General features: G+C 63.4%; 18 protein-coding genes. 4 read left to right on the forward strand and 14 right to left on the reverse strand.

The window, feature by feature from the left end:
* Positions 1 to 125: 125 nt before the first annotated feature.
* The 7 genes from P6U30_RS24160 to P6U30_RS24190 all read right to left on the reverse strand — a co-directional run bounded on the left by P6U30_RS24160 (position 126) and on the right by P6U30_RS24190 (position 8,078).
* Positions 126 to 632: a cytochrome c-type biogenesis protein gene (locus P6U30_RS24160; protein WP_407165389.1), complete on the reverse strand. Its 507-nt coding sequence runs from the start codon at positions 630 to 632 to the stop codon at positions 126 to 128.
* Positions 632 to 2,614, reverse strand: coding sequence for a heme lyase CcmF/NrfE family subunit (locus P6U30_RS24165; protein ID WP_407165390.1), 1,983 nt, complete (start codon positions 2,612 to 2,614; stop codon positions 632 to 634). Before P6U30_RS24165 ends, P6U30_RS24160 begins: the two co-directional genes overlap by 1 nt.
* Positions 2,611 to 3,096: a cytochrome c maturation protein CcmE gene (gene ccmE / locus P6U30_RS24170; protein WP_407165391.1), complete on the reverse strand. Its 486-nt coding sequence runs from the start codon at positions 3,094 to 3,096 to the stop codon at positions 2,611 to 2,613. Before ccmE ends, P6U30_RS24165 begins: the two co-directional genes overlap by 4 nt.
* Positions 3,097 to 3,155: 59 nt before the next feature.
* Positions 3,156 to 4,262: a c-type cytochrome biogenesis protein CcmI gene (gene ccmI / locus P6U30_RS24175; RefSeq protein ID WP_407165392.1), complete on the reverse strand. Its 1,107-nt coding sequence runs from the start codon at positions 4,260 to 4,262 to the stop codon at positions 3,156 to 3,158.
* Between the two features lie 144 nt (positions 4,263 to 4,406).
* Positions 4,407 to 5,804 carry a hypothetical protein gene (locus tag P6U30_RS24180; RefSeq protein WP_407165393.1) on the reverse strand — a complete coding sequence of 466 codons (1,398 nt, stop codon included), beginning with the start codon at positions 5,802 to 5,804 and terminating at the stop codon, positions 4,407 to 4,409.
* 137 nt (positions 5,805 to 5,941) lie between these two features.
* A complete protein-coding gene (locus P6U30_RS24185) occupies positions 5,942 to 7,318 on the reverse strand; it encodes an ATP-binding protein (protein ID WP_407165394.1) in 1,377 nt (458 codons plus the stop codon).
* Between the two features lie 88 nt (positions 7,319 to 7,406).
* The gene (locus P6U30_RS24190; protein WP_407147301.1) at positions 7,407 to 8,078 is read right to left on the reverse strand and encodes a response regulator transcription factor; all 672 of its coding nucleotides are present in this window, start codon (positions 8,076 to 8,078) and stop codon (positions 7,407 to 7,409) included.
* 248 nt (positions 8,079 to 8,326) lie between these two features.
* Here P6U30_RS24190 and P6U30_RS24195 point away from each other — a divergent pair, with 248 nt between their 5' ends.
* A complete protein-coding gene (locus P6U30_RS24195; protein WP_407165395.1) occupies positions 8,327 to 8,713 on the forward strand; it encodes a VanZ family protein in 387 nt (128 codons plus the stop codon).
* A 157-nt stretch (positions 8,714 to 8,870) separates the two neighbouring features.
* Positions 8,871 to 9,182: a VanZ family protein gene (locus P6U30_RS24200; RefSeq protein WP_407165396.1), complete on the forward strand. Its 312-nt coding sequence runs from the start codon at positions 8,871 to 8,873 to the stop codon at positions 9,180 to 9,182.
* 112 nt (positions 9,183 to 9,294) lie between these two features.
* Here P6U30_RS24200 and P6U30_RS24205 read toward each other — a convergent pair whose 3' ends face one another.
* Positions 9,295 to 10,707 carry a mannose-1-phosphate guanylyltransferase/mannose-6-phosphate isomerase gene (locus tag P6U30_RS24205; RefSeq protein WP_407165397.1) on the reverse strand — a complete coding sequence of 471 codons (1,413 nt, stop codon included), beginning with the start codon at positions 10,705 to 10,707 and terminating at the stop codon, positions 9,295 to 9,297.
* Between the two features lie 423 nt (positions 10,708 to 11,130).
* On the opposite strand from P6U30_RS24205, the gene galE reads away from it, so the two are divergent.
* Positions 11,131 to 12,135: a UDP-glucose 4-epimerase GalE gene (galE, locus tag P6U30_RS24210; protein ID WP_407165398.1), complete on the forward strand. Its 1,005-nt coding sequence runs from the start codon at positions 11,131 to 11,133 to the stop codon at positions 12,133 to 12,135.
* Between the two features lie 109 nt (positions 12,136 to 12,244).
* Here galE and P6U30_RS24215 read toward each other — a convergent pair whose 3' ends face one another.
* Positions 12,245 to 12,505 (reverse strand): hypothetical protein, encoded by a 261-nt coding sequence (locus tag P6U30_RS24215; RefSeq protein ID WP_407165399.1) that lies wholly within the window; start codon positions 12,503 to 12,505, stop codon positions 12,245 to 12,247.
* Positions 12,506 to 12,636: 131 nt separating this feature from the next.
* Between P6U30_RS24215 and P6U30_RS24220 the strand changes: the two genes are divergently transcribed.
* The gene (locus P6U30_RS24220) at positions 12,637 to 13,776 is read left to right on the forward strand and encodes a hypothetical protein (RefSeq protein ID WP_407165400.1); all 1,140 of its coding nucleotides are present in this window, start codon (positions 12,637 to 12,639) and stop codon (positions 13,774 to 13,776) included.
* 85 nt (positions 13,777 to 13,861) lie between these two features.
* On the opposite strand, the gene P6U30_RS24225 is transcribed toward P6U30_RS24220, so the two are convergent.
* The 5 genes from P6U30_RS24225 to P6U30_RS24245 form a co-directional block, all read right to left on the reverse strand.
* The gene (locus P6U30_RS24225; protein WP_407165401.1) at positions 13,862 to 18,820 is read right to left on the reverse strand and encodes an Ig-like domain-containing protein; all 4,959 of its coding nucleotides are present in this window, start codon (positions 18,818 to 18,820) and stop codon (positions 13,862 to 13,864) included.
* A gap of 301 nt (positions 18,821 to 19,121) precedes the next feature.
* Entirely contained in the window at positions 19,122 to 21,038 is a 1,917-nt protein-coding gene (locus tag P6U30_RS24230) for an ABC transporter ATP-binding protein (RefSeq protein ID WP_407165402.1), read from the reverse strand.
* The gene (locus P6U30_RS24235) at positions 20,930 to 21,946 is read right to left on the reverse strand and encodes a glycosyltransferase (protein WP_407165403.1); all 1,017 of its coding nucleotides are present in this window, start codon (positions 21,944 to 21,946) and stop codon (positions 20,930 to 20,932) included. Before P6U30_RS24235 ends, P6U30_RS24230 begins: the two co-directional genes overlap by 109 nt.
* A complete protein-coding gene (locus P6U30_RS24240; protein WP_407165404.1) occupies positions 21,943 to 24,882 on the reverse strand; it encodes a glycosyltransferase in 2,940 nt (979 codons plus the stop codon). The genes P6U30_RS24235 and P6U30_RS24240 overlap by 4 nt, the downstream gene beginning before the upstream one ends.
* Positions 24,879 to 26,036, reverse strand: a complete 1,158-nt coding sequence (locus P6U30_RS24245) for a glycosyltransferase family 2 protein (RefSeq protein ID WP_407165405.1) — start codon at positions 26,034 to 26,036, stop codon at positions 24,879 to 24,881. Before P6U30_RS24245 ends, P6U30_RS24240 begins: the two co-directional genes overlap by 4 nt.
* Between the last annotated feature and the right edge of the window lie 9 nt (positions 26,037 to 26,045).

Consider the following 26,045-nt stretch of genomic DNA (forward strand, 5'->3'; position numbering starts at 1 on the left):
ACCTGATGCGTCTGAACATGGGGTCATCAGCCTTACGGCGCGCTGGCGGCGGAATTAAACTTTTGTAATTAAGATAAGGCACTCTGCGGCAGAATAACGCAGGCAGGTGAATGACTTAGACGAACTCAAATCGGTTTGTCCGGTGCCGATTCCGCTGCCAGGAACCGCTCCAGGCGTGCCCGCTCGTCGGCTGTCAGGCCCGGGTCGGAAAGGCCTGCGGCTTTGGTCGCGTTTGCCCTCCGCCGGCCAAAGCGCCAGATCGCCAAACCACCCAGCAGAAGCGCCAGCGGCGGGGTCAGCCAGAGCAACAGCGTGTGCTCGTTGAAGCGCGGCTTGAGCAGCACGAATTCGCCGTAGCGCGCCACCAGGAAATCGATCACCTGCTGATTGCTGTCGCCGGCCGCGATACGTTCGCGCACCAGAAGACGGAGGTCGCGCGCGAGCGGCGCCTCCGAATCGTCGATCGACTGGTTCTGGCAGACCATGCAGCGAAGCTCCTTGGAGAGCTCGCGTGCCCTCGCCTCTTTCGCCGGGTCCGACATGACCTCGTCTGGCAGCACCGCGTGCGCCGGCATCGCGCCGAACACCAAGGCGGCGGCAAGCAGGCCGGCAGCGAGACCGCGCGACCGCATCACTCGGCCGCCTGCAATGCGCGCGCCGCCCTGGCCGGCTTCGGGGCACCGACCCGCAAGCGGCGGTCGGACAGCGACAGCAGGCCGCCGAGCGCCATCAGCACCGGTCCCCACCAGATCAAGAGCACCAGCGGCTTGTGATAGATGCGCACCGCGATCGCGCCGTCGGCGCCGGCGTCGCCAAGCGAGATGTAGAGCTGGCTCGCGCCGCGCGTCAGCAGCGCAGCCTCCGTCGTCGATGCACCACGTGTCGTGAAGTTGCGCTTGGACGGCGTCATCAAGGCGACCTGCTCTCCGTCGCGGGTCACGGTGAATTGGGCGACCATCTCGCGGAAGTTCGGTCCCTGGCGCTGCGTCAGGCCATCGAGCCGCAACTGATAGCCGGCGACCGCGGCGACGTCGTTCGCCTTCATCGCGCCGATATATTCGCTGTTCCAGGTGGTCTCGCAGACGATGCCGATCAGCGCGACGCCGAGGCCGGCATGCGCAAACACAGTGCCCCATGTCGCACGCGGCAGGCCGCGCGCGCGGCGCAGCGAGATCGAGAGCGGGATGCGGAACAACCCAATACGTTCAGCCAGATCGCACAGCGCGCCAACGATCACAAACACCGCAAGCCCGATCGCGAGCGGCGCGAGCGTCGCACCGCCATAGGTCCACGCCCAGACCAGCGCGATCACAACGAGCGAGACGATGCCGGCCACCGTCAGCCGCTGTGCCGCTCCGAGCAGGTCACCGCGCTTCCACGCAAGCAGCGGCCCGAACGGCACCGCGAGCAGCAGCGGCACGAACAGAGGCGCAAAGGTGAAATTGAAGAACGGCGCGCCGACCGAGATCTTCTCGCCGGTCAGCACCTCGAGCGCCAGCGGATACAGCGTCCCAATGAACACGGTTGCGCACGCGGTGGTGAGCAAGAGATTGTTGAGCACCAGCGCACCCTCGCGCGAGATCGGGGCGAACAATCCTCCCTGTTTCAGCGCAGGCGCACGCCAGGCGTAGAGCGAGAAGCTGCCACCGATAAAGATAAAGAGGATCAGCAGAATGAAGACGCCGCGCGTCGGATCAGTGGCGAATGCGTGGACCGACGTGAGTACGCCGGAGCGCACCAGGAAGGTGCCGAGCAACGACAGCGAGAAGGTCAGGATCGACAGCAGGATGGTCCAGACCTTCAACGCGTTGCGCTTCTCCATCACCAGCGCCGAATGCAACAGCGCAGTGCCGGCGAGCCACGGCATCAGCGAGGCGTTCTCGACCGGATCCCAGAACCACCAGCCGCCCCAGCCGAGCTCGTAATAGGCCCAGTAGGAGCCCATCGCGATGCCGAGCGTCAGGAAGATCCATGCGGTCAGCGTCCACGGGCGCACCCAGCGCGCCCAGGCAGCGTCGATCCGGCCCTCGAGCAGGGCCGCCACCGCGAAGGAGAACGAGATCGAGAAGCCGACATAGCCGAGATAGAGCATCGGCGGATGCACCGCGAGGCCGATGTCCTGCAACACCGGATTGAGATCGCGTCCCTCGATCGGCGGATTGGCGATGCGCAGGAACGGGTTCGAGGTGATCAGAATGAAGAGATAGAACGCGCTGGCGATCCAGGCCTGCACGGCCAGCACATGGGCGCGCAGCGACAGCGGCAGATTGTTGCCGAAGGCCGCGACCAGGCCGCCGAACAGCGCCAGGATCGAGACCCAGAGCAGCATCGATCCTTCATGGTTTCCCCACACGCCGGTGATCTTGTAGATCATCGGTTTCAGCGAATGCGAGTTCTCGTAGACGTTGACGACCGAGAAGTCCGAGGTGACGTGCAGCGTCACCAGCGCGATGAACGACGCCGCGACGAACAGCAATTGCGCAAGCGCGGTTGAGCGCGCGACGTTCATCAGTGCGACGTCGCGCCAGCGCGCGCCGAGCAGCGGCACCACGGACTGGATCAGCGCCAACCCGAGCGCGAGCACCAGCGCGTAATGTCCACTTTCCGCGATCATCGCATCGCTCCCTGCGTCGGTGCCGCCGACGCGCTCGGCTTGGCGGCGTAGTCGTCCTTCCAGTGGCCCTGCTTCTTCAAGGCGTCGGCGACGTCCTTCGGCATGTACCTCTCGTCGTGCTTCGCAAGCACGGTGTCGGCGCGAAACACGCCGGACGCATCGAGCATCCCCTCGGCAACGACGCCCTGCCCTTCACGGAACAGGTCCGGCAGGATGCCTTTGAAGGCGACCGGCAGGCTTGCGCTGCCGTCGGCGACGGTGAAGGTGACCGCGAGATTGTCGCCGCGCTTGACTGATCCCGGCTGCACCAGGCCGCCGAGCCGGAACCGTGAACCTGGGCCGAGATGCTTCTCGGCCACCATTGAGGGCGTCGAGAAGAACACGATGGAGTCACGCAACGCGTTCAGCACCAGTCCCGCCGCGATGCCGAGCACCGCGAGCGCGCAACCGATCAGAGTCAAACGCCGTTGCTTCCTGGTCATGGTCCATCCTTGCGCATCACGCTCGCCGAAAGCCGCTGCATCCGGTCCGGCGTCATGCGCTATCCATCCAGCCCGAGATTCTTCAGCCCCTCATTGAGCTGACGCAGTCGATCCGCATCTTTCGCCACCGCCTGCCGCGCATCGGCAAGCGCGCTCATCGCCTTGCCGCGCTCTCCCATCACGAGATAGGCGCGGACCAGCCGCAGCCAGCCCTCGACGTCGTCGCCGTTCTGCTTTAGCCGCGTCGCCAGCCGATCGACCATGCCGTGGATCATCGCATTGCGATCGCCCTCGCTCATGTCCTTGGCCGCGGCCATCGCACCATCGGGCAGCGTCGGCGCGGCGACGCCGCCAACCCGCACCAGGGCGGCCTGCACCAGCGGCCGCCACGGCGCGTCGGCCGGCGCCTTCGCCAGCATCCCCTTCCAGATCGCCGCGGCCTCCGCCTTGCGGCCGTCCTGTTCGGCCGCGATGCCGAGGAAGTAGGTGGCCTTGGCATTATCGGCGCTCTGTGCGACCGCGCGCTCGAACTCCGCCTTGGCGTCTGCAGTGACGACGCCGCCCGCCGTCCCCATCAACGCCTCGCCGAGGTCCGCGCGGCGATCGGCGCTGTCACCGGCATAAGTGATGGAATTGCGATAGGCGCGGACCGCATCGTCATAGCGGCCAAGGCGCGACAGCACCGGCGCCAGCACCGACCAGCCGCGGCCATCGGTCGGATTCTTCTCCAGGTGAGCTTCGACCTGGGCCACCAGATCGGCCAACGGCTGGTTGGCATCGGCGACCCGACTGCGCTCCGCGAGCGGAAAGTCGCCAAGGCGCGGCGACCCCAGCGGGAGGTAGAAGCCTGCTGCAACGACCGGCAGGCCAATCAGGGCCAGCGTCGCGGCCACGCGCCGCAGCTTCAGATTGCCTTTGGGCGGCCCCTCTCGCCCGCTCTGATCGGCGGCCGCTAGCAGCCGCCGGCTGATCTCGATCCGCGCGGCCTCCGCCTCGGCGGCGCCGATGTTACCGGATGCCATGTCACGGTCGATTTCGGCGAGCTGGTCGCGGTACACCACGACCTCGCTGCCGCCCGTATCCGCCGGCCGGCTGCGACTGAGCGGCCAGAGCACGGCAAAGACCGCGGCAACCGTCATCAGCGCGAACACAAACCACAGCGTCATCAAGCGGTTCCCGGGTGGAACGGCGACGTCGGGACGGTCACCGTCAAGCCGCTTTACACCACCGGCCGCAAGCCCGGCAATTGACAATTGCTGGATCACGGGCGGCAGCACCCCGCACCTTCGGACAGGGTGCCGGAGGCCCGGCTAGCTCGCGCGGGAGGATTTGCGTTCGCCGGTCACGGCGTTCTCCGCCGCCCGGTTCATCAGCGAGGCGTAGTCGTGACCGAACAGCACCTCGCAAAAGCGAATCGCCGCCTTGACCTGCTGTTGCCGGAACGCCCGGACCCGCATGTCGCCGCCGCGCAGCGACTGCACCAGCCCCTCGGTCGACTGCTCGACATAGTGCTGGAGGTCGGAGAAGGTCCGCAGCGTCACCTCGTTGATGGCAAGCTCGCTGGCATAGGTGCGGCACACCGCGACGAAATCGATCAAGGCGGCGGCGTCCTCGACCTCGGACATGTCGATTTTGACGCCCGCGACGATGTCCTTGTCGGCGCGCTGGCGGAGGATCCGGCGGACCCGCCCCGGCACGCTGTCGATCTCCGATTGCAGCGCATTGGAGGTGTCGGCCCGAACCGACGTCAGTTGGCGTCCCCAAGCGGAATCGTTGCGCAGATCGAGCTCGGTGCGCAGCCCGCGCACACCATCGTGCAGGGTCTTGAGCTGCTCGCCGACATACTCGAAATGGCCGCGCCTGATATCGGTTCGCAGGCAGGCTGCGACGAACGACAGGTCGTGCAACGCGATGGTGACCGCGACGCCGTAAGGCGTGGCGGCAACCCGCAACTCATCGTCGGAGCCGGCCATCTTGATGGCGAGCCGGATGATCTGCCACGGCGCGACCAGCCGCTGCGCAATCAAGGAGAGCGCGAACGGCAGCAATTGCGGCGTCTGCAGCGATGGAACCTTGAGCGCCTCCGCCACGGACACGATCTGGGCGTCGGCAAACACCCGGATCTGGCTCGGCAACCGGCTCCCGACCGTCTCCAGCGCATCGCGCGCCTGCAAGACCAAGCCGATCGGCAGCAGGTCCTCGACAACACTGGGCGGCCCCACGCGCGACAGCGCGCGCTGGCGGCTATCGGCCTGCATCGGCGTCGCGATCTTGACGATGGCGTCCGCGGCCGCGAGCTGGAACTTGCGTGTTGCGGCCTCCAACGGGCCGCTCTCCAACGCCGCCGCCAGTGCGGCCTCGAACTCACGGGCCGCTTCGACAGCCCCCTCGCGGGCCAGCCATTGCCAGATCGGCAGCAGCGAGGCGCGCCGGATCTGGCCCGGTCGCGTCGGGAAATTGGTCTCGGCAAGGAACGGCTCGAGCGGTCGGAACAGGAGCCGCGCCGGATCGTCGGTACGCGGCCGCATCTCCTCGTCTTCCTCGGCACTGCGGACGATCTTGCGAAGCTGCTCGAGCACTAGATTGGCGACCGCGACGTCCTCGCCGCGTTCGACCGCGCGCTCCAGTTCCCGCATCAGCAGCGCCTGCGATTGCGGCGGAAGCTGCGCAAGATAGTCCCTCAGCCGCTCGATCGATCTCTGGCTCATTCGCCTGGCGATGAATGCTTGATGCCCCACGGACCGCAGCAAGCGCGTCCGCTTCCGATCATAGCGGCGCCGGCGTTAAGAAGCCGTTTAGGAATAATGACGGCCCCACGACCGAGGGCCGTACCAGCTAGGCCCGGCTAGACCGCCGGCAACACGAGCTCGGCGCGCAGGCCACCGATCGGCGCGCTCCGGAGCGTGAGATTGCCGCCATAGAGGCCCGCGAGATCGGTCACGATCGAGAGGCCGAGCCCTGAACCGGGTTTTGACTCGTCGAGCCGCTGGCCGCGCCGCGACACCTGGGCGCGCTCGGCTTCCGAGAGGCCGCGTCCATCGTCGTCCACCACGATATGCAGCCTGGGTCCGGCGCCTTGCTCCTTTGGCGTGTCGACGGTGACCTCGATCAACACCTGAGACGCCGCCCACTTGCAGGCGTTGTCGACGAGATTGCCGACCATTTCCTCCAGGTCCTGCCGCTCGCCGCGAAACCGCGCTGCCGGATCCGCCTTCGCCTCGATCGAGATGGCGCGATCGCGGTGGATCTTCTCCATCGTCCGGCGCAACGCCTCGATCGCCGGCGCCACGTCGGTGATAGTGCTGACGATGGTGATGCGGGCGGCAAGGCGCGCGCGCTCCAGATGATGCGCGACCTGGTCCCGCATGATATCGGCCTGCTCCAGCACCTTGCTCGCGAAGGAATCGTCGGCATGGGCACCTGCTTCGTTGACGATCACAGACAACGGCGTCTTGATCGCATGAGCGAGGTTGCCGACATGCGTGCGCGAACGCTCTACGATCTCCCGGTTGGCGTCAATCAGCGCGTTGGTCTCGCGCGCGAGCGGCGCGATCTCGACCGGAAACCGTCCCTCCAGCCGCTCGGCGCGGCCAGAGCGAATGTCGGCAATCGCTTCGGAAATGCGCTTGAGCGGCGCAAGGCCATAGCGGACCTGGAAGATCGTGGTCAGCAGCAGCACGATGCCGAGGGCCGCGAAGGTGCCGCCGAGATAGTAGTCGAAGCTGCGCGTCTCGTCGAAGATTTCGGTGGCGTCGCCGGCCACGCTGACCAGAAACTTGCCGTCCGCGCCGAGATCCACCGGCCGCTCCACCATGCGCAGGCTCTGGCCTTCCGGTCCCTCGACGTAGCCGAGGCGGACGCCGGCGGCCGTCAGCTCCGCACCATGCTCCTCGAGCTTCGGCAGCTTCTTGTCCCACAGCGAGCGTGAGGCACGCGTCTCGCCTTTCTCGGTATCGGTGCGGGTAATCTGCCAGTACCAGCCCGACAGCGGCAGGTCGAACAGCGGCTCGCCGAGCGACTGGAACTGGCGGTCCGCCGGCTCGTCGGGGGTCGCCACCTCCGCGATCAGTGTGCGCAGATAGAGGTTGAGGCGCCGATCGAAGGCGCGCTCGGTGGCATCGCGATAGACCGACGACAGGATGACACCGGTGATCGCCAGGATCACCACCACCCAGGCGGTCGCCGAGACGAACAGACGGGTGGCAAGGGAGCTGCCGCGCATTAGAGCACGGTCTCGAAAATCGTGTCAGCGGGCTTCGACATGGCGAATCCAGTGTTCGGCGCAGATCATGCCGATGCCCGCACGCCGATCAAGCACCCGACGGCGGCGACGCCAGCATGTAGCCCAGGCCCCGCACGGTCTGGATGATGTCGACCTCGAGCTTCTTGCGGATGCGGCCGACGAACACCTCGATCGTATTGGAGTCGCGGTCGAAGTCCTGGTCATAGAGGTGCTCGACCAGCTCAGTGCGCGACACCACCCGTCCGGTATGGTGCATCAGATAGTCGAGGAGATTGTATTCGTGCGAGGTCAGCTTGATCGGATTGCCGTTGACCGTGACCCGCTTGGTGCGGGTGTTCAGCGTCACCGGACCGCAGACCAGTTCGACCTGGGCGTGCCCGGTCGCGCGGCGCAGCAGCGCACGGATCCGCGCCAGCACCTCCTCAAGGTGGAACGGTTTTGCGACGTAGTCGTCGGCGCCGGCGTCGAAGCCCTGGACCTTGTCGCTCCAGCGGTCGCGCGCGGTGAGAATCAGGACCGGCATCACTCGCTTGTTCCGCCGCCAGGCCTCCAGGACCGAAATGCCATCCATCTTGGGCAGGCCAATATCCAGCACGACTGCGTCGTAGGGTTCGCTGTCGCCGAGGAAATGCCCTTCCTCGCCATCGAACGCCCGGTCGACCACATAACCGGCATCCGTGAGCGCCGTGGTGAGCTGGCGGTTCAAGTCCGGATCATCCTCAACGACGAGCAGACGCACGATGGCCTCCGAGAGTGAGCATTGCGATATCCGACATAAAATGAGGCTTTCGGCGGTGAACGGCCTATGAACGGGTTAAGAGGTGGAATGTTACTTTTTGGTCATTTGCCGGCTTGATAACAGATTTTGCGACGGCCAGGCACGCGGATCATGCGGCCCCAGCGTTAACGATACCTATCGATCGTCCGGCAAAACCGGCCCGGTCACGGGCTTGCGGGTTGCGGCAAGGTCCGGCGGCGCCTACCCCCATGTCCATTATGATCCAAAAAATCTGCCGTATTGCGGGGTGGTTGGCTCTCGCGTTGATTGCATTCGTGACACTGTCGCCGATCTATGATCGGCCATCGATCGCCAATCCGCAGCTCGAGCATTTCGCGGCCTTCGCGCTGCTGGGCCTGGCGCTGATGCTGGGCTACCCGCGGCGTATGCTGCCGATCGCACTGCTCATTGTCGGGAGTGCGTTCGTGCTGGAGGCGATGCAATTACTGACGCCCGATCGCCACGGCCGCGTGCTCGATGCTCTGGTGAAAGTGGTGGGCGGGCTTGGCGGAATTGCCACAGGCCGTGGCATGCTGACGATTCTGCAGGACCATGTCGAACGCTTCAGGAAGTTGCGCGGGCAGTCCGCCGGTTAACGATGCGACGACGTCCAAGATCAAGTCGCGGCAGCCGATCCTTGCGCACGTCCGTTGATATGGCAAACTCGCTTGGCACCGCATAACCGGGAGTCGGGCGACCGATCGCAGGATGCGTCAAATTTACATTATCGCCGTGACAGTCGGTTGCCTGCTGTTGATCGGCTACGCGACCCTGACATCTCACTCGGGCCGGCCGGTTCTCTTGAGCCTGCACGAGAGCCTCGTGGTCGTGATTTTCGAGCGCTTCGCCGCGTACCTGGTGCTTGGCTTTCTCCTGTCCCGGCTTTTTCCCGGCCACATGATCCGGACCTGCGCGATCGTCGTGGCTATCGCGATTTCGCTCGAATTGCTGCAGGCACTGCAGCCGGATCGCGATCCTGCCGCAACGGATGCACTTCAAAAGGCAACCGGCGGCATCGTCGGCGTCCTGATCTCACGATGGCTCCCGCTCCAACGCCGGAAATGACGTGCCTCACGGCTTGAGGTAGCCGCCTGGGTTCTCCGTCGTCGACATCGTGACGAATGGCAGCGGCGCGTTCGACCGCTGCACGCCATGAAGTGCGCGGACAACCTCGCGCTCACGCGCGTTGATAGTCGTCTTCGATACGAACGATGTCATCCTCGCCGAAATAGCTGCCGGTCTGCACCTCGATCAGCTCGAGCTGGATCTTGCCGGGGTTCTCCAGCCGGTGCACCGCCCCGATCGGGATGTAGATCGATTCGTTCTCGTGCACGGTCTTGATCAGCTCGTTGACCGTCACCTGCGCGGTGCCGCGCACCACGATCCAGTGCTCGGAGCGGTGGTGGTGCTTCTGCAGGCTGAGCCGGCCGCCCGGCTTGACGATGATGCGCTTGACCTGGTGGCGGTCGCCGTTGTCGACCGACTGGTAGGAGCCCCACGGGCGATGCACCCGGATGTGGCTCTCCGTCACCTCGGGCGCCGTCACCTTCAGCTTGGCGACCAGCCGCTTCAGCCCGTTGGCGTCCTTCTGCCGCGACACCAGCACGGCATCCTGGGTCGCCACCACCACGAGATCGTCGACGCCCTCGAGTGCGACCAGCGCACGGTCGGTCGTGACGTTGCAGTTGCGGGAGTCCTCGAACACCGCAACGCCGCGCGCCGCATTGCCCTGGCTGTCCTTGGCGGACAGCTCCCAGACCTGGCGCCAGGAGCCGATGTCGGACCAGCCGCAGGCCACCGGCACCACCGCCGCCCGCGCCGTCTTCTCCATCACCGCATAGTCGATCGAGATCGCCTTCGCCGCGCCGAACGCCGGCGGATCGAGCTTGATGAAGCCGAGGTCGCGCCTGGCCTCCGCCACCGACTGCTCGACGGCCGCCACGCTGGCGGCATCGACGTTGCGATACTCATCGAGCAGCACCGCGGCGCGGAACATGAAGTTGCCGCTGTTCCAGAGATAGCCGGCCTCGATATAGCCGGCGGCGATTTCCGCATCCGGCTTCTCGACGAATTTGCCGACCGCCCGCACCTCGCCGGCGACCACCTCGCCCGGGCTGAGATAGCCGTATTCGGTCGCCGGCCGCTCCGGCTTGACGCCGAAGGTCACGATGCGGCCCCGCTCGGCCGCAGCGAGCCCCTCGCCGCACGCCGCGACGAAGGCTGACGTGTCGCGCACCAGATGGTCGGCGGCGAGCGCCAGCACCACCGCCTCAACGTCCCGGCTGTGCGCAAACGCCGCCCCGGCGGCGATCGCGGGCCCGGAATCGCGCCGCATCGGCTCCAGCAGCACGTCGGCCTCGCAGCCGATCTCGGCGAGCTGCTCCAGCACCATGAAGCGGTAGGCTTCATTGGTGATCACGATCGGCCGCTCGAACAGGGTCGCGTCCGCGACCCGCAGCAGCGTCTCCTGGAACGTCGAGCGCGCCCCGAACAGCGACAGGAACTGCTTCGGATGCACCTCGCGCGAGGCCGGCCACAGCCGCGTGCCCGCACCGCCGCACATGATCAGGGGGATAATTCGCCGGTCCATCGATGCCTCACGTGCTGACAAGATCCCGTTATCGCTCAGCAAGAATGGTGCCACCCGACAGCGAAGACATGTTCCGCTGTTTCAGCATCCGAGCTTGCTGTAAAGACGACGACGTCATCCCTGTGAAAGTTGGCCGAACAAGGACCATCGCTCCACATTTTGCACGTCATATTTCTGTCTCTTGCGATTGGTCTACGGCATTCGGCGCGGACCGCCTCCAGGCGCAAGATAGCGCAGTCGCGGCTTGGCCATTCCACCCGTCGCATTGCCGTTGTATCCTGCGCGCCGCAAGGGACGTTCGCCCTCTTCCGGTTACACTTTTAGAAAGAACTTTCCTTTGTGATGATGACGGATATCCGACACCGACCGGCGACAAGCCCACATGCAGTCAGTCCATCCAATCCAACAACGCAGAGACGCTGAATGATCCTGGTCACTGGAGGCGCCGGCTATATCGGCTCACATGCTTGTGTTGCCCTGCTCGCGGCGGGTGAAGAGGTTGTCGTCCTCGACAATTTCTCCAACAGCAGCCCCCTGGCGCTGGAGCGGGTCCAGCAGATCTGCGGCAAGCGGCTGACGGTGGTCGAAGCCGATATCCGCGACGAGGACGCGATCGAGAAGATCCTCGTGCAACACGGATGCACGGCGGTGATGCATTTTGCCGGTCTGAAATCCGTGCAGGACTCGGTCGCCCAACCACTCGAATATTACGACCAGAATGTCGTCGGCTCGCACCGGCTGCTCCGCGCCATGCAGAAGACCGGCGTGAAGAAAATCGTGTTCTCTTCCTCAGCGACGGTCTACGGCACGCCGAAATTCCTGCCTTACACTGAGGACCATCCGCTCAACGCAATCAATCCCTACGGACGCACCAAGCTCATGATCGAGGACATGCTCCGCGATCAATATGCGAGCGATCCGACCTGGGCCGTGGCGGTCCTGCGCTACTTCAATCCGGTCGGTGCCCACGAGAGCGGCTTGATCGGCGAGGATCCGAAGGGCGTTCCCAACAATCTGGTGCCGTTCGTCGCGCAGGTCGCGATCGGACGACGTGAGCGGCTCAATGTCTGGGGCGGAGACTACGATACGCCTGACGGGACCGGCGTTCGGGACTATATCCACGTGATGGATCTGGCTGATGGCCACGTCTCCGCACTTTCGTTGCTCAGCAGCCCGAAATGCTTTGCCGTCAATTTGGGCACCGGCGCGGGTAGCAGCGTTATCGAGGTGATCCGCGCGTTCGAAGCGGCGAGCGGAAAGACGATTCCCTACGACATCAAGCCACGTCGCGCCGGGGATCTTGCCGCCTATTACGCCGCAACCGACTACGCCAGCAGCCTGCTGGGTTGGAAAGCAACCCGATCACTTGAAATGATGTGCGCTGATCACTGGCGATGGCAGAGTACCAATCCGAACGGATATGTCTGACGTCGCTTTGCGTCCGAGTGCTGCCTCTTTCATCACATTCGAACCGCTGAGGAAGCGCGGGTCGGGAGCTTTGCGCGCGGTGGCTTCCTGATCGTTCAGGTTTGAACAGTCACTTGGGAGCGGCGCCGTCGTCCGGCTTGCCGCCATTCGCCACGCATTTGTTGTAATAGTCGATCTGTTCGCGACCTGATCCCTTGGCGCTACCCGCCGCCGGGTTCCCGGGCAAACGCGGCGGAAATTGTGCCGCAGTCAGGGCGTGACACTTTCGGGCAACTTCGGCGGTAATCGCCGAAGCCGAGTTGGAAACCAGGCTCAGCGCCAGGCATACCAGCGCGAACGTCGTGCATCCGAACTTCAAGTCGCCGAACATGGAACCCTCTCCCAGCCAGGCCGCGCTGACAACGCGCCGCCATCGTTGGCACATATTCTAGTCCAAAGGCCGCGATTTGGTTCAAGCGAAAAGCCCAGGCAACGGGGATCAAGCTGGCTGACTCCTCAACCATGCAGCAAACGACCCGGCAGGACTCGGCGAGTTCGCGCGACTTGATGCCGCACGATGATGGCCCGTTGGAGGACAATTCCAACGGGATTCAGTTTGCGCTTGTCATCGCGCGGATGATCGACACCGTCGAACATAGCCCCGAGCACCTCCGCCAGGCGGTCTACGATCTCGCCCGTTACAAGCTGCGCGAGCAGTTCACTTCCGCGAACGAGACGGACATCAAGCAGGCGCAACAGGCGCTCGAAGCCGCCATCCGCGGCGTCGAGGACTTTTCGAGGCAGCACATCGCCGTTGCGCGGCCGCAAACTCCAAGACTGGAAGCCGGTTCCGGTGGCGCGCCCCATCTCGACCGGCAACACCGGCCGGCCGTTTCGATCGACCCGACCCCGGCAGCGCGCAGACGGTTCTCGCATCCGTTTTCGCCGCTCGCTATGCGGACGATTGCCGTGCTGCTCGTCGTCGGCGGGGCCGCGGGCGTTGTCCAGCAGAGGGAGCGACTGGCATCCTGGGTGCAACGCTTGTCGCACCCGCAAGAGCAGCCCGCCGTCCCCGTCCAGGCGCGCGCGCCGATGGCAGCGGTCGCGGCCGCAGTTCCAGCCCCGCCCCCGAAACCCAACCCGCTGCGGCCAACGGACTACGGAGTCTACGCGGTCGAAGGCGATTCCCTGACCGAGTTGCAACTGCTGCCCGGCCGTCCTCCGGACATCCGTGTCGCCGTGTCGGCCGCGCTGCGGACGCCAAGCCACACGGTGCTGTCGAGCGGACACCCACAATTCATCGTATTCCGCCGCGATGCCGCGACCAACATCGCGGACCGCGCGGAGGTCCGCGTGATCGCCAAGGTCGCGCGAGAATTCTCCGCCGAGGTCGCGGGCAAACGACCGGAGGATGGCGATAGCTGGGTGATCCGAAACGTCGCTTTCCCGCTTCGCGTGTCACCACTGCCCGACAGCCCGGAAATGTACGAACTGCACAGCGAAGACCCCGCGCTTGAGCTGACGCCAGGCCGTTACGCGCTGGTGGTGAAGAACCAGGCGTATGATTTCACCGTCGGCGGCGACATCGTCGATCCCAAACAGTGCATCGAGCGGATTGTTGCGACCAACGGCACCTTTTATTCCGATTGCAAGAAGCCTTGAGCCTTTCCGCGCCGGCAACATGACCGCATCTTCCCGGCTTTCGACCCGGGGGTGCAGGCATCGTTGGCGAGGGTCTTCCGCCCCTCTATTGGTGAAGCATGAAGTTGTGAAACTCCGCGAGGTGAGCATCCGGCGATATCGTAACGTGGAGCGGCTCGACATGGTCGGTCGCCGGCAAGGCTGACCGCAGGCCGTCGAGCTGCGGCATCGCTGAGTGGCTGACAGGTTCAAGGCTGGACGCGCTCGTGCTCGCCGATGCACCGGCGCGATCAAAGGTAAAGCTGTCGCCCGCCATCCGCACGGCTGTCTGAGCCTCGGGGGCCGTTGTCGGTTGTGGCGCCGAAACCGAGCCGAAATCAAATCCATCCTTGGGCGGATCGATTACCAGCGTGCCGCCGCTGCCATCGTTCGAAAGATTGAACGTCGAGTGCGTGTAGTCACCGACCAGCGAAAGATGTGCTGTGTGGCTTTGAGCATCGGTCACGGTCAGCACGCCACCGGTCGTGTCTCCTGAATAGGATGCAGACGTTCCGGACCCGAACGCGATGTCCTTCAGGTCGATCTGGTTCGAATTGGATGCGGTCCCGTCGCCGCTGAGATGGATCAGCTTGCCGGTAAACTGCGACGCGTGATCGAGCACCAGCGTGCCGGTTGCCGCATTGAAGGTGATCGATCCGGAAACGGCACCGGTTAGTTCGAGCTTGGCACCGGCCTCGATCATGGCTGGCTGGCTCATTTTGCCCAAGGTCAGGATGATATTTCCGGAAATGTCGAGGACCGTGGATGGCGTGTTGATCACACCATCACCGTTGAGGTCCTGGTGGAAGACCGCCTCGACAGACATGAGTGATGCGTCGGTTCCGGACACATTATTGATGATCTTGGACACGAAGTTGCCGTTGCTATCGGTGCTCCAGGCTGCGTATTGCCCGCTGACGGAGTCCTTCCAGGCCACGTAGTAGCCGCCTGACGTCGCTTCCGCGCCAATCGGCGACCAGGTGCCGAATTGCCCCGCGACGACGGCGGCACCGGCATATTTCAATGTCGGTCCCTGGCTGCCGCCGATTGCGTCCAGCAAGTAGTCGTTGCCGAGCTTATCCAGACTGGTTGCACCGGACGCTTCGATCGACGTCGTTGCGGTCGGCGTCGAGCTGACCGGCGGGACACCGATGACGCCATCACCATTCAGGTCCTGGTGGAAGACCGGCTCGATCGATTCGAATGATGAGCTGGTGCCCGATACGTTACTCAGGATCTTGGATGCGAAGTTGCCATTGCTGTCGGTGGTCCAAACGGCGTACTGGCCGCTTACGGAATCCTTCCAGGCCACATCATATCCGCTCGAAGTCGCTTCCGCCGCCACCGGCGACCATGTACCGAACTGCCCCGCCGTGACGGCAGCGCCGGCATACTTCAGCAGCACTGCCGCATCGGCGACCGACATGTAGTAGTCGTTTCCGACCCTGGTGAATGACGTCGTGCCGACCGCCTCGATCGTCGTGCCGATCACCTCCGCCAGGACATTGGAGGACGGGCTTTGATTGCCGACCTCGTCGGTCGCGGTTGCGGAGAGCTTGTGCACGCCGGCAGCGAGCACTCCGGTGCTGACGCTCCACGTCCCGTTGGATGCGGCCACCGTGGTGCCCAGCAACGTCGCTCCGTCATACAAGTTGACGGTACTTCCGGCTTCCGCCGAGCCGGAAGCAGTGATGCTGCCAGATGCAAGCGTGGCCGCGATCAGGTTGGGGGCCACCGGTGGTTGCGTATCGACCGTCACGTTCAGCGCGACAGAGGCAGCGCTGAGATTGCCGATCGCATCCGCGGCCTTGGCCGTGAAGAGATGGCTGCCGTCGGCCAGCGTCGCCGTCGCGAACGACCAGGCGCCGGTTGCGTCGGCGACCGCAGTCCCGACGAGCGTTGCTTGGTCGAAGACTTCGATCGTGACGCCGGCTTGGGCACTTCCGGTCAGGGTCAAGTGATTCGCGGCGGTGAGGCCCGCGGCGGTCACACCGCTATCGGCTGAGAACGAAGCGGTTGGAGCCGCCAGCCCCGTCATCGTCATCGGCGTGTTCCAGTCGGTGACGAATGCGACGTCCGATGCGGTCAGTTGCGTGACGCCGACGACGTGCAGCGTGTCCGTTCCTCTTGCGTAGTGGATGGTCCAGACGTCACCGACATTGGTCAGGTAGGCGGAGGCATCGTAACCCTTCAGCGAGAGCTTGTCGTGTTCGGTGGTGCTGTTGGTCACCGAATGGAAATCAGCGATCGTGACATAGCCGCTGCCCGGAGTGTAGACGAAGGTGTCGTTTCCCGCACCTCCCGAGATCCAGTCGTTGCCGCCGCCACCGTTGAGGACATCGTCGCCGCTCGAGCCCACGATGCGATTGGCCAGTTGGTTGCCGGTGCCGGTGAGCGCGCCCATCATCATGGTCAAGTTTTCGACGTTGTCGGGCAGCGTATAGGAGGTCCAGGCCTCGACGCTGTCGATGCCGCCGCCCGGATTCTCGATGATCTTCTGGTTCGGGTTGTTGACGACATAAGTGTCGTCACCGGTCCATCCGATCATTGTATCGTCGTAGTTCAACGCCGTGATCTTGTCGTTGGCCGACGTACCGTAGATCGTGTGGCTGCTGGTGCTTCCGTTGATCCATGATGTGATCAGGCCGCCGACCGGGAGCGAACCAGGAAGCTGGAAATCGTCGCTGGTAAACGACGAGATCGTGGTGTTGCGCAAGACGAGGGTATCCTGGCTCGTCAGCGCCAGATAGACGTCGTTGCCGACCTGGGTCATCGCCGCCTGAATGTCGCTGAACGAGGTGAAGGCGAAGCCGTTGAGCTGGATGACGTCGTGTCCAATTCCGGAGCCCGGAGTGAAATCGGTGATGACGTCCGAACCGTCCCCGGCATTGAAAACGAACGTATCCGCGCCGCCGCCACCGGTCAGGATGTCATTGCCGAGCCCGCCGGTGATGACGTTCGCGGCATCATTGCCAATGATGATGTTGGACTGCGAGTTGCCGATGGCGTTGATCGCGGCCGAACCGGTGAGCGTCAGGTTCTCGACATAGTCAGGAAGCGTGTAGGTGACCGATGACTTCACGGTATCAATGCCGCCACCATAGCTTTCGACCACCTTAGCGTTCGGGTCGGACACGATATAAGTGTCGTCCCCGGCCCCGCCGCTCATGGTGTCGGCGCCGCCCGCTCCGTCGATCAAATCATTGCCGGACGTGCCGGTCAGGGTATCGGCAGCCGCGGTTCCGGTGATGGTGTTGGTCGGCGCTCCGCTGGCAAGCAGCGTATAGTTTGCGAGCGTATATTCCGGCAGTTGATATGCGGTAATGGAATCGATCGATACGCTGGCCGTCGCGTCCGGGGCAGCATTGCCGGCCCAACTCCCACCCATGGCAAGATTGGCGATCATGTACATCGGCGTGTTCATGTCGGAGGGAGTGGCCACCTGCCCCACCTCGGCACCGTCCACAAAGTAGGTCAGGGTGTAAGGCGTCCATTCGACCGCGAAGGTGTGCTGGCCAGCGGTCAGATCGGCCGTATTCGCCCAGTACCCCTGATCAGCCGTGGTCGAAGACCGGAACCCCCAATGCGACTGGTCGGGATGCGTGCCGAGCGCTTCGAGCACGTCGAGTTCTGTGGCAAGACCATGCGGATTGGTCGGCAGCATCCAGAAGGCAGGCCATGCGCCGGGCGTACCGGACAGCGTCGCCGTCATTTGAAAATAGCCGTAAGTCTGGGCGAAGCTATTCTGGCTCGAGATCATCCCCGATGAGAACTGGTGGCCGCCGACATAAGGCGCATCGGCCGCCGGCAGCGGCTGCGCGCTGATGACGAGATGGCCGTCCTGGATCGAGAATGGGTTAAGCCCGAGCGGCGCGGACGCCTGGCTTCCCGGCAGTCCCGAAAAGCTCGGGTCGACATAAATCTCCTGCTCGCCGGAGAGCGAGTAACTCGCCGCCCCGCTCCAGGCATAGCTCGTGCGCCATGTCAGATGCGGGTCCTGCCCCACTGAGAGCGTGTTGAAATCGTCGTTGAAGGTCTGCACCATGTCGGTGCGCGGTGCGACGATATTGATGTTGGCCGCAGTGAAATCCCCCACCTTGGCATTATTCATCCTGATGGTTTCGCCGCTGCTGAGCGTGAGGACGGTATCGGTGCCGACCTGCTTCATGGCAGCGGTGACATCGGACAGCGAGTGGAAGCCCGTGCCATTGAGCTGCAGGATGTCGCCGCCCGCGCCGGTGTGGAAATCGGTAATGACGTCGTTGCCGTTGCCGACGGCGATGACGAAGGTGTCGATGCCGCCGCCCCCGTTGAGCACGTCGTTACCCTTGCCGCCATCGATGATGTTGTTGCCGGCATTGCCGATGATGATGTTGTCGAGATCGTTGCCGGTCGCGGGCGACGAGTAATTGCCCCCCAAGATCAGGTTTTCGACATTGGGAGCATTGACGAGACTGTAGCCGTCGACCATCCCGTCGTTGATAGTATCGATGCCCTGGCCCGGCTGTTCGACGACCTTGGTGTTGTGATCATACATGAAGTAAGTATCGTCGCCCGTGCCGCCGATCAGGGTGACGCCGGTTCCGAGCGCCTGCAGGGAGTCGTTCATCGCGCTGCCGGTCAGCGTGCCCCCCGCTTGCACCGTGAGTGCCGCCGTGTTCGGCGCGGCGCTGCCCTGAAGCGGATTGTCGAGCACGACATTGGACGCGACGAGAGAGGACAGTGCGACGTTCTGCAACGTCAAGGTTTCGGTGGTGGACAGAGTGACGATTGTATCAGCGCCAACCTGCTTGGCAGCGGCAACAAAGCTTGCGAAGGTTGGAAATCCGTAGTTCTGAACGCGCAGGATGTCTCCGCCGGCGCCAGCCTGAAAGTCGCTGATCGTGTCAGAGCCGTACCCCTTCGAAATTGCGAAGATGTCGCTGCCGGCTCCGCCGGTGAGAAGATCGTTTCCAGTGCCTCCGAACAGAATGTCCGATCCGGAAGTTCCAACGATAATGCTCGCGTAGGTTGAGTTCACGGTCATGATGGCTACTGTGCTCCTTTGCACTCACACCCATCACGAAGGTGTTCAAGCCGGTTTACGAACTTCGAAACAAATTGAAGCATGCGTCTGAATGCATGCGCGCACGCGCGATGCGGTGCCGCAAGTTCCTTTGTGGGAACAACACGCCTCAATGGCGTGCAGATTACGCCACGTCCTGTAGCCGAGCTCTCAGCGCTGATCTAACCCGTAGTGCTACGGGTGAGAGCATGATCGCGCAGTCTCGAATCGCACGATTGTGGAAGGCACGCCCTCATGATCGCGGAGAACCGTGACGGCGCATTCAAGGCCCGGCCCGCACGGCTCCCAGGCGAAGGTTCCTGGAAAAGAGATTGCTGGAATCTGCCAGCAGCTTCGCTGGGGGCCCTTCCGCGCAAACCCGGCCGGCCTCGAGGCACACCACGTGATCCGCGTCGAGCACCGATTCCAGTCGGTGGGTGATGAGCAGCAAGGTCCGGCCGTTGAGCTGCTGTTGGATCGCACGCTTGACACTCTCTTCCAGTGAGCGATCGAGCGCGCTCATGGCCTCGTCAAGAATCAGAAACTCGGGCTTGCGCACAATCGCGCGGGCGAGGCCAAGGCGCTGGCGTTGCCCGCCCGAGAAGCGCGTGCCGTGCTGTCCGATCCAGGAGTCGTATTTGTCCGGCAACGATTCGACCATGTCCGAAATGCCCGCAACACGCAGCGCGTCCAAGATCTCCGCTTCCGACGCGTCGTTCTTGGACATCCGCACATTGTCGATCACGGTGCCTTCAACGAGGTCGACGTCCTGACCGGCAATCGCCAGCAGGCCAAGCCATTCCGTTCGGCGGAGATCCTCGATCGGGCGACCATCAACAAGGACGCATCCCTCGGTCGCGGAATAAAGACCAAGCAAGAGATTCACGATCGTGGTCTTACCCGCTCCGCTCGCACCGACGAGCGCGGTGATCTTGCCTGCCGGAATGTCAAAGGAGACGTCGCGAAGCGCGGGATCGGATCCGGCTTCGTAGCGGAAGGTGACATTGCGGAACGAGATCCTATCGGCCAGCCTGTCGATCGCGAGGTGTCCGGGCTTCGGATATTCCTTGTCGTCCTTCGCCAGCATCAGACGGATGGAGCGCAACTGCGGCTCGATCTGCGCCATGTACAACAGGCTGGTTTCCAGCTCACGCATGTGCGGCTGCAACCGGTAGAGCAAGGCGACCGCCGTAAGGCTGGTCGCGAATCCGACTCCCCATACGTTGGCGGACGCGATGACGAGGCAAAGTACCACGAGATATCCCACTTCGGTCAGCGGAGACACCAGCGCCGAAAGACGCGCGAGCCCCAGCGCGACCCGGCGCGCCTCCGCCGAAGCGCCCTCGAAGCGCTCCTGATGCACCTTCTCCTGGCCATACGCACGGATCGTTCGCATGCCCTGAAGGGTCATCAGCATGTGCTCTCCCAATCTCTGGTGAACCAGCTTCACTCCGCTGCCGAGCTCTTGCATCGGCCGGGAAAGGTGACGCATCCCGATCGATACGGCCATCGAGGCCGCGATAGCCATCACCGTGATCTTCACCGACAGCGCAAGAAGAAACGACAGGAACAGAACAATCGAGCAGGAGCTGACGATGATGCGGGTCAGATTGCTGTAGGCTCCGGAGATCAACCATGTCTCGGTCCCCAGAACCTCCATCAGGTAGGCTTCGTCGTGGCGCTGAAAGAACGAATATGAGGTCGACAGATATTGCAGGTGAACGCGGTTGCGCGCGACCTCGTTGATCTGCTCGCCGACATGGGCGCTGATCAGCGTATTGGCAAAGGCCAATGCGCCACGTACGACGATGAGAAAAAGCACCACCAAAGCGGTTTCAGTCGAGCTATGAAACCAACTGGTCGCGTGCCGAAGCGCATCGCCTAAAATGCCGCTCGTCGACGTCGCGAGCTCGACCTGCCCCATCGCAAGATAGAAGAAGAGCAGCACCAGCGTGATCCCGACCGTCTCCGCCAGCGACGAAGCCAGACCAAGGACGATCAGCAGCGGCGTCGCCCAACGCGGCAATGGAGCCACCTTGAGGAGCCGCCACAGCTCCGCCAGCGCTGCGCGCCGCGCGGCTCTTGGCTTCTTCATATCGTCTGTGTCTTCTGCCATCGGGATGGACTGGAGTCGCCGATCAGGAATGACGGCGATGGCCGCCGGAATTCTCTCTGCCGCAGGTTGCGGAATGCCCACCACGCCGCGGAGGCGATATCCCGCGGCAAGCCCAGCGCAGCGACCTTGACGGCCAGCACGGGATTTCGCCGGAACAGCAGCATAAGGACCGATGCAAAGTAAACCAACTGACCGCCGGTCAACGCTCTCCGAAGCAGCCACCGGGCGTAGTTGCTGATCCCGCGGTCCAGCAACGCGATGCGGTCGGGATGCCGGGCCGCCATCTCATCTGCGACCAGCATCCAGGAGCGGAACATCCGCGTCATGTCGCTCGACATGTTGTTGGGCAAGTAGCGGTAGCCGATCTCGTACTCAGGGACCACCGCGAAGTGATAGCTTTCCGCGACTCGACAATAGAACAGCAGATCTTCGCAGCCCTGAGCGCCCGATGCCCGCAGGCCGCTCTCGAATCCACACGCCGCAATCAGCGCATTTCTGCGAACCATCGCCGCGCTTCCGTTGCCGATGAAATTGCCCTCGAACAGATATTCGAGCACATCGCCGGCGTGAAACACCGGATCGGATTTCACGCTCACGCGGCTCTTCGCATCGATCCACGCATACCAGCTATAGACCAAGCCCGTCCTGTCTCCTCCGTCGATCATCGCCTGGAGCTGGTTTTCGATCTTGCGCGGCGCCCACAGATCATCAGCGTCGATGAACGCGATGAATTCCGCATGCGCAGCCTGCCACCCCGTGTTGCGAGCGGCCGCCACACCGGCGTTATCCTGCCTGATGATCGTGATACGCGGATCGCGCTTGGCATGGTATTCGGCGACTGCGAGCGTGTCGTCGGTGGATCCATCGTCCACCACGATGATCTCGAGCCGCTCGTGCGATTGCGATCGGACGCTGCGAAGCGTCTCGTCGATCGTCGCCTCGGCGTTGAACGCTGGAACGACAACGCTGACCAGGCACGTACTTGTACTCATTGATACCGCTCCAAGCAGTGCACAAATGTCTCCAGACTTTGGTCGCCCCTCACCTCGATGCGCGGAAGGTCGAGCAAGTCATCTTGCAGTCCGGCAGCCCGATCGACCGTGTTGAATATGGCCTTGTAGCCGCACTCCGCCGCTAGAATTCTGAGCCGCTGGTCGGTGCATCCAAACGGCGCCGCGAGCGATGTGGTCGGCCGCTCCAGCCAGGTCTCGAGCTGGATGCGGGACCGCAGCAATTCTTCGGCGAGTTCCGCGGTCGAAAGCCTGTCGCTGCGGGGATGGCGCGCGAGATGACTTCCGAACATCGCGCCTTCACCGGCAAGCGCGATGATGCTGTCGGCATCCATCAGCGGCGCCGGCATTCCGAACGATGCATCCCACTCCGCCCGTGCGCCGACCAGGTCCGTGACGATGAAGACTTCCGCGGAGAAGTCATTGGCTTTCAGGATCGGCCACGCCTGCTCGGCAAAATCCTGATAGCCGTCGTCGAAGGTGATTAGCAGCGGTCTGCCTTCAAACGGATGATTGTTGGCGACAAACCACGCGAGCTGCTCCGAGTTGATGGTGTGGTAGCCATTTCTCCGCAGCCACGACATCTGCTCGGCAAAGGCATCCGGATCGATGCGGTAGCGCGCAAGCTGCTCCGGCCCATCGGTCGCAATTCGATGGTACATCAAAACGGGAACATGCGAGCGTCTTTCCGATTGCAAGACCTCCGATCGCTGCTTGACGGCGCCATTCCGCACGACAAATCGCGCGACCTCCGTATCGATCGGCGCATCAATTCGCGCAATCGTCACCTGCGGCTCGAGCGCAACCTCGCCGGGCGCAAGGCGCCGGTAGCGATCGACGCGATAGAGCTCGGTCTGAATCGATGCCTCGAGCGCGAGTTCGGGCAACTGCGTCATCACTCGGGCTATTGTCTCGGCTCCGTACGGATTTTCCCAATCGAATCCGGTGCGACAGGCGTCGTCCTTCAAGACGTAGCTGTGCGCCGTGACGAGGTGACCGCCGGGACGCAAGGCGCGCGCAACCCTCTGCGCAACGCGCGCCAGCTCGGCCTCATCGTCCAGATAGTAGAGCACCTCGGAGCAGCAGATCAGATCCATCTCATCGGGAAGACAGTCGGCCGAGAGATCGAGCCTGGCGAACTCCACATTGCGGAGTCCGTCACATCGCAAGCGAGCCCGCGCAAGCGCGGTCGATGAAATATCGGATGCCAGGAGGTGCCCGACCTTCGGCGCCAACTGCCGGCTGAAATGCCCCTCCGCGCAGGCCAGCTCGAACGCACGTTGCGGCGGCTCGGCCGGCAACAACTCCAGTTGCCGACGGTACTTCTCCTGCTCATAGGGTGAGCCGTAGTTCCATGGATCCTCTCTCTGAAAGAATCTCTCCCAGAACACTTCACGTCCAATGTCGCGTGGACCACCTGCAAGAGTATGGCCCTCGCTGCTGCCGGATGCCTGCGCCCTTGATCCGATTTGCGATCCGGCTTCGCTCGACATGCGCCGCTGCAGCGCATGCAGGCGATGCTGATGGCTATCCGGCCCGTTCCGCCCAAGTTGGCCAATTCGCTTGATCAACTCGACCGGCCGGCTCAGATGCCGAAGCCGCCCGTCCCTTCCCGGCGGAACGGATAGATAGGAGAGGTGTTCGCGGATCAAGGTCAGCCAGAACTCCGTATCCACCGCTCCGAGCAAGCCGACGTCGAGCAACGCCAGGACCTGCGGTCCATCGCAAATGTAAGCGTAGAGCCGGTCGATCCGCCGTGGTGGGCGAAACGCCGGAAGCTCCTGGAGATCGACACGGAGGCCCAGTGTGAGGCTGAGTTCGCGCGGCGCCGACAGGTCGTCGTAATCGAGCAACATGCGCTCAAACCGGTACTGTATCTTCCGCGCTTCTGCCGGATCATGCCAAGCCTGCCCGATTGCAGTGATCAGTTCGGTCACATGCTCGCCGAACTCGCACCACCGACCGGCCAATCGCGCCGGCGTTGCGCGGGCCCCCACAGCGACCGAATCCAGCAGATTGAGCGCGATCTCATCCGCCGCGGGGACGGATTGCGGTATGTCGGCGAGTACCTCTCTTGAAAGGCGACTCCTGTTCCCTCGGGCGCAATCGATGCCGCAACACCAGAGCGCGAAGTAGGCCTGCGCTGCCGCCTGCGGCCTGCCGAAGGTGGCCGATGCCCCGTTCCGGTGAGCCGCGGATGGATGCTTCACACGCTCGTCGACAGAAAATCCCCGAGCAATAACCGCATTCCCGTCAGCCAGCATTTGCCGGATGTCGCTGGATAGCGAATGCTCGCTCGACCAATAGTAGCTGAGCAACTCGTCAACATGGGTCCAGGTGCCACCGGTTCGCGCGATCCGCTGCCACAGGTCCCACTCCTCGCAGGTGCGAAGACTGGCGTCGAAACCGCCAACCTCGAGGACTGCACTTCTTTTGACAAGGACACCGTGAACGGCGACCGGACAACTGCGCGCAAACGCCTCGAATGGATTGGCCGCAACCGCTGCATTGCGATAGCGAGGCGTCCCGTCACCATCAGGCGTCACACGACAATGATCACAGCAGGCCGCAATCGCTGACGGATTTTCGTCCAACGCAGCGTTCATTTTGGTCAGAAATTGCGCATCAATCCAATCGTCGCTGTCAAGGAATAGAAGTCGCTCGCCGCTTGCGCTGGACAGGCCGATATTGCGGGCCGTCGATACGCCCCGCCCGTCGGACTTTAGCAGAACGAAGCGGGCATTCCGCGCGGCATATTCGGCAACGATTGCCGAGGTCGCATCGACCGAACCATCATCGACGACCAGCGCTTCCCATCCGGGATCGGTTTGGGCCAACAGGCTTTCGAGCGTCCTGGCGATGGTCTTCTCGGCATCGTGCGCGGGGATTACGATCGAGGTAAGCGATCCGGATGTCATTTGCGCTTCCCCTTGCCATGGTAGAAGCGGAAGCCGGACACGCAGCCGGCGATCTCCTCCTTGAGAAAGCGGTCGTCAATGCGCTTGTGTCCGATGGCTCTGCGGAGCAGCCGATAGGAGTACCAGGTCGGCAGGTACAAATACGCGCGCACCTGATTCTCGCGGAGAGCCGTTCGTTCATACTGCACCAGCAGCGCCGCGATGTGGCCTCGCATGTAGTAGTAGATCTGACTCGCGAGCCCTTCCATCGTGCGGCGGTGAGAATGGAACGCCACAGAGGACGGCGCGTAGCGGCAAGTGTAGCCGCTGGCGAGCAAGCGGTACCAATATTCGGAATCACCGGAGCAGCCTGCCTGCCCGACGTCGAGCCGCTCGTCGAACAGGCCGATCTTTTCGAACACGTCGCGGCGAAATGCCATGCTGGCGCCGGCGCCGACGTCCCACGCCGGGAACGCGTCCCGGCGATGCGACTTGAAGCATGAGCTGTCGAAGTCGCGCTCCCGGTAGCCCTTGCCGAATCCCCAGTAGGTTTCGAAGTGCCGCTGCGCCTCGGTTGCGAGTTCGGCCGGAAGAACGAGCCCGGTGACGGCCGCGATCTGCGGCTGATCGAATGCGGCCACCAGCCGCTCCAGCCAATGAGGATGAAGCATGACGTCGTCGTCGGTGAAGGCCACGATATCGCTGCTTGCATGAAGCACGCCGGTGTTGCGGGCGATATCGAGCCCTGGTCTGTCCTCGCGGACGTAAACCGCTCCAGCAGCCAAAGCGACATCGCGCGTCCGCGGATCCCGTGAGGCGTTATCGACCACGATGATCTCACGCGGCCGGAAGCTTTGCCGCGGCAATGACGCTAGGCAGGCCGTGAGCTCTTCCGGTCGATCCCGCGTGCAGATGACGACACTTGCCGTGACAGTCGGCTTGGCCTGCCTTTGCAACTCGTCCCCGATCGCCTGAAGAAACTCGGCGTCGACGTGATCAATCCGCGAACCGCTTCGCCGCCCCTGATGCATCAGCACATGACCGATCGGGCGATCACCGTGCCAGAACACCGTCATGCCCTCGCGCAATTCGGTTGCGGCAATGTCCGCAGGCGATGTCACCGCAACGTGCGTGACCCCCTCGCCGAGCGGCAGGTCTGCGATGGAAGAGAGCATGGCCGTTTC

The sequence above is a fragment of the Bradyrhizobium sp. ORS 111 genome, assembly GCF_045571485.1.
Classification (GTDB): Bacteria; Pseudomonadota; Alphaproteobacteria; order Rhizobiales; family Xanthobacteraceae; genus Bradyrhizobium.